Consider the following 4,972-nt stretch of genomic DNA (forward strand, 5'->3'; position numbering starts at 1 on the left):
CATGTTCACCCGGGGTTCCTGTCGAACCTGCCTCCAGCAGGTTCGACAGTGACCCCGGGCTAAGCTATCGAACGCCGTTGGCGTAGAGATGGGATTGAATGCATGCGACTCTCCCAATGGGTGGCACGCCAAGCTGCACGACTTCCTTGCGGGAGAGTACAGAGATCGAAGCGGCAATTTGCTGAGTCATTTGAGGTGAAGTGACTGTTTAGCGCAACTTCAAAACGCGTCAGCGAGGGATCCCGCTAACACCCTAAATCCCTCGCTGACGCGTCGGGTTACCGTAAAAGCGCAACTTCAAAACTGACGCGTCGGGTTACTATTCGCACGCCAATTTACCTTCGAATATTAAATCAACCGGCCGCAAGCGAGAGAGAGCGCAGCGTCACAACGCAGCTGTCATTGCGGTGCCGGAAACTCAGAAACCGTACAAGGGCTGCAACTTGGTTTCCAAGTAGTTCATCAAATGATCTGATGAGAGCGGTTTGCCGGTGGCGTTTTCGATCAATTCGGAACCACTGTAACATCGTCCCTGTTGATGAACGTGCTTGCCCAGCCACTCCAACAGCGGTTGGAATTCTCCTCGGCTGAACATTCCGTCAAGATCGCCCAATTGTTCGGAAGCAGCGTCAAACAGTTGAGACGCAGCCAAGTTGCCCAGCGTGTAGGTTGGGAAATAGCCGAACAAGCCCGCGCTCCAGTGAACGTCTTGCAACACGCCATCGGCATCCGACGGAGGCTGAATGCCCAGACAAGTTTGATATTGCTGATTCCACGCGTCCGGCAAATCATCCACTTTCAATTCGCCACCGATCAACGCCTGTTCCAATTCGAATCGTATCAGAATGTGCAAGTTGTAGGTCGCTTCGTCGGCTTCGACGCGGATCAGACTGGGGCGAACCTGATTGATTGCGAAATAAATTTCCTGCAGATCGGCCGCTGCCAGACTGTTGGCAAACGCCGCGGTTGCCTGAGGGTACAACCACTGCCAAAACGATCGACTGCGGCCGACTTGGTTTTCCCACAATCGTGATTGTGATTCGTGAATCCCCAGCGACACGAAACTGCCCGGCGGCAATCCGAACCAATCCTGACGCATGCCTTGTTCATACATGCCGTGCCCGGCTTCATGTAGCGTTCCGTACAATCCGCTGGGAAACCAATTGGATTCGTACCGTGTCAGAATGCGGCAATCGTTAGGGCCGAGTGTCGTGCAGAAGGGATGGCTGGTTTCATCCAACCGGCCTCGTGAAAAATCGAACCCAACCGCAGCAGCGACCTTGCGACTGAATTCACGCTGCGCTGCAATCGGAAAATCTTGACGTAGCAGATCCAGGTTGGGTTGGTTCGGTGCGTCTTTGACACGGGCAATCAGATCAGCCAATCGGGTTTTCAGATCGGCAAACACCGGCGCCAACTGCTGGACACTCGCGTCCGGTTCGTACTCGTCCATCAATGCTTCGTAAACACTGTGCTCGGTACCGTCGGCCAGTCGCGCGCCGGCTTCCTGCTTGAGCGAAATCATTTCGACCAGCGCCGGTTTGAATCGTTCGAACGAGTCCTGTTTGCGGGCATCGTCCCAAACCTGTTGTCCGCGCACCGCGGCCACACTCAGCTTTGACACCAGTTCCACAGGGAGTTTGCAGTCCCGCTGGTAATCGCGGTGCAGGCCTCGAATGGTCGCGCCGACATCGCCGTGTGGGTCAACGTCGCCTGCATTTTCAACCAATGAATTCAACGCATCGCCGAATCGGGTCTCGGTGCGCATGCGGTGGGCCGTCGATCGCAAGGTGCTGACTTGCTGAGCGCGATAGTCACCCGCAGCGATCGGCATTCCGGTGCGTTCGTCCCACTCCAACGCATCGGCGGCGGAATGAAAGACGGCTGCCTCACGGGCGGTCTGGCAAACAGATTCAAACAGTGACTGGTCAATCGACATCGTGGGAAATCGGTTCGAGGAAAATGGGGGGCGTTTCACCAGACCCGCAGCTGGGTTGCTACTGATCTTTTTGCTCTCTGCGATGACGTCGCCGGCCGTCCGCATAATCCGCCGCGTCTGGCAACGTTTCGGATTCGGGATGGTGTGAAGCCCACAACTGTTTCAGATAGGGGCGGCACCAACCACAGCCCGTCCCGGCGCCAAAGCACTCCGACAACTGGGACGCAGTCGTTGGTTTTTGCGTGCGGATAAACTGGATGACCTTGCGTCGCGAAACATCAAAGCACAAGCAGACTGGTTGGTCTTCGTCGATCACCGCCGGGGCTCACAAATCAACATCGTGGCGATCCGACAAGCGTCTTGAAAGTCCGGAATGTGCAATCGTTCGTCGGCGGTGTGAATGTTCATTTGTCCGCATCCCACGGTGACCGACGCGATTCCATGGACGTTCAACCAATTGGCATCCAGACCGCCACCGGCGAGTCGTTGATAGGGTTCCCGGCCGATTGACCGCAGCGCTGATTCCAGCGCCAAAATCGAGGGATCGTCACTCGGCAATTCGAACGCTTCGTAGTCAACGTGAGAATTGAATTCACAGTGTCCCGTTTTTCCTGCGGCGTTGCTGACGCTGGCCGCTGCATTCTCGAACGCGGCGCGGATCTCGGCCACGATTCGACTGCGGACCGCTGGGGTATGGCTACGGGCCTCGGCACGCAGGTTGACTTCCGGTGTGACCACGTTGGTCGCATCACCGCCTTGAATCACGCCGACATTGGCTGTCCCGACACCAATCGGCTGTTCTACCTTTCCATGCCAGCCGGTTGCATCGAGTTGGGCGATGGCCTTGGCCGCCATCACGATCGCACTGGCTCCGTTTTCGGGAGCAACACCAGCATGCGCCGGAATCCCTGTCAGCTTGATTTCCATACGCTCGCCACCGATCGCCCCCATGGTGACCTTGTCCAACGGACCACCGTCAAAGTTAAACGCTCGGTCGACCGAACCAATCTTGGCGATATCGAGATGGCACGCCCCTTGAAGACCGACTTCCTCTTGTATGAAAAAGACGATGACGGCGGGCGGGAACTGATGGTCGCCGGCGCGTAAACGAGTGATTGCCGCGGTCAAAATTGCAGCGCAACCGCTGCGGTCATCGGCGCCCAATCCGGTCGCACCGCGGCTGTGGACTTGATCGCCATCGACAAACGGGTCGCTGCCGACGCAAATCGGCACCGTGTCCATGTGAGCCGACAGCATGGTTCGGGGGCCGCTGCCACTACCCGGCAGTTGCACGATCAGATTGCCACAATCACCTTTTAATCGCGTCCGTGACTCGGCGCCGTCATAGGAGATCTGGGACGGATCCAGTCCGGCGGCGATCAATTCGTCGACAATGGCCTGGGCGACCTGCTTCTCTTTGCCGCTGGGGCCTGGGATCGCGGTCAATTTCAAGTAACGGTCCAAAGCTTCGGTCGGAACGACTTCGATTTCTTTCATCTGACGGTTAGACTGGGAATCACGGCAGGTGGGAATGAGACGCCGCCGTAGCCTATTGGCCGGTGAGCCCACCTGTCGAGTGCCATTGTTTTTCGCCAACCGAATCGATCCGTGAACCTGCCCGTCATCCAAACCCAATCTGGCTCCGCCGATGATTCGGCCTCCAGCGACCGCCGGCATTTGCTGAATCTGTCGCTCGCGGAATTGCAACAGTGGCTGGTTGATCACGGGGAGCCGAAGTTTCGCGGCAAACAGATTTTTGGCTGGGTCTACGAAAAACGCGTTTCGCAGTTCGACCAGATGAGTGATCTGCCGAAAAAATTGCGGGAAAAACTGGACCAGGAATTTATCGTGTTCGGCGCCCGCGAGGCGGCTGTTCAAACCAGTCGTGATGGGACCGACAAATTATTGGTTCGCTTAGCCGACGGCGGCGAAGTCGAATGCGTGTTGCTGCGTGGTGGCAATCGACGCAGTATCTGCGTCAGCAGCCAAGTCGGTTGTGCGATGGGATGCGTTTTCTGTGCCAGCGGCTTGGACGGCGTCGACCGGAACCTGACCCGCGGTGAGATCATCGAACAAATGCTGCGGTTGCAGGCCCGTCTGGATGACGGCGAACGTCTAAGCCACATCGTGATGATGGGGATGGGCGAACCGCTGGCCAATTTGGAACAGGTACTTGGCGCGCTGGAGATCGCCAAGAGCGCCGATGGGCTGGGGATTAGCCCGCGGCGAATCACAATCAGCACCGTCGGACTGCCGCCGGCGATCGACAGGCTGGCCAAAAATGGCGTGCCCTACAATTTGGCGGTCAGCCTGCACGCACCCAACGAAGAACTTCGCAACCAATTGGTTCCGGTCAATCACAAGATTGGCATCAACGCCGTCCTGGCCGCCGCCGATCGTTACTTTGAATCCAGCGGACGCCGGCTGACATTCGAATACGTGTTGCTAGGTGGAGTCAATGATGCCGCCGAACACGCTCGAGAATTGGCGGGGATCCTCAAATCTCGCAACGTGTTGTTAAACGTGATTCCCTACAATCCCGTTGAAGGATTGCCGTACCACACGCCCAGCAGACATTCGATCGCCGACTTTCGCCAGATCCTGGAATCCGCCGGCGTCAACGTGATGTTCCGTCAACGCAAAGGCGACGAAATCGATGCGGCCTGCGGACAACTGCGGCGCAACCGCGCGACGCAACCCGAAGCGTGAGTTTTGAAGCCAGCGCTCAACAACCTTTTCAACTCAAATCGACCGGCCCATTGCCGCTTCGATCTCTTCACTCTCCCTTGGAGAGGTCGTGCAGCTTCGCGTGCCACCCATTGGGAGAGTCGCATGCACGCAATCCCATCTCTACGCCAACGGCGTTCAATAGCTTAGCCCGGGGTCACTGTCGAACCTGCTGGAGGCAGGCTCGGCAGGAACCCCGGGTGAACATGCCGCCGAATCCCGCCGGGCAGCGCGTGTTCCCGGTGCTCGCAACCTAGGAACGCATTCATTTTTGTATCTCTTGACCTGACGACCGCCGTTTTGGTA

At 57.3% G+C, this 4,972-nt stretch carries 4 protein-coding genes; 1 reads left to right on the forward strand and 3 read right to left on the reverse strand.

Annotation, left to right across the window (positions count from 1 at the left end):
* Positions 1 to 418 precede the first annotated feature (418 nt).
* From NHH03_RS27680 to NHH03_RS27690, 3 genes are read right to left on the reverse strand one after another with little or no spacing between them, the layout of a single operon-like run.
* Positions 419 to 1,939, reverse strand: a complete 1,521-nt coding sequence (locus NHH03_RS27680) for a carboxypeptidase M32 (RefSeq protein ID WP_253161604.1) — start codon at positions 1,937 to 1,939, stop codon at positions 419 to 421.
* A gap of 58 nt (positions 1,940 to 1,997) precedes the next feature.
* Positions 1,998 to 2,255 carry a (2Fe-2S)-binding protein gene (locus NHH03_RS27685; RefSeq protein ID WP_315861500.1) on the reverse strand — a complete coding sequence of 86 codons (258 nt, stop codon included), beginning with the start codon at positions 2,253 to 2,255 and terminating at the stop codon, positions 1,998 to 2,000.
* Positions 2,252 to 3,436 (reverse strand): M20/M25/M40 family metallo-hydrolase, encoded by a 1,185-nt coding sequence (locus tag NHH03_RS27690; protein WP_253161605.1) that lies wholly within the window; start codon positions 3,434 to 3,436, stop codon positions 2,252 to 2,254. Before NHH03_RS27690 ends, NHH03_RS27685 begins: the two co-directional genes overlap by 4 nt.
* A gap of 111 nt (positions 3,437 to 3,547) precedes the next feature.
* Here NHH03_RS27690 and rlmN point away from each other — a divergent pair, with 111 nt between their 5' ends.
* Entirely contained in the window at positions 3,548 to 4,648 is a 1,101-nt protein-coding gene (rlmN, locus tag NHH03_RS27695) for a 23S rRNA (adenine(2503)-C(2))-methyltransferase RlmN (RefSeq protein WP_253161606.1), read from the forward strand.
* The last annotated feature ends 324 nt before the right edge of the window (positions 4,649 to 4,972 follow it).

The organism is Stieleria tagensis (genome assembly GCF_024129865.1).
Lineage (GTDB): Bacteria > Planctomycetota > Planctomycetia > Pirellulales > Pirellulaceae > Stieleria > Stieleria tagensis.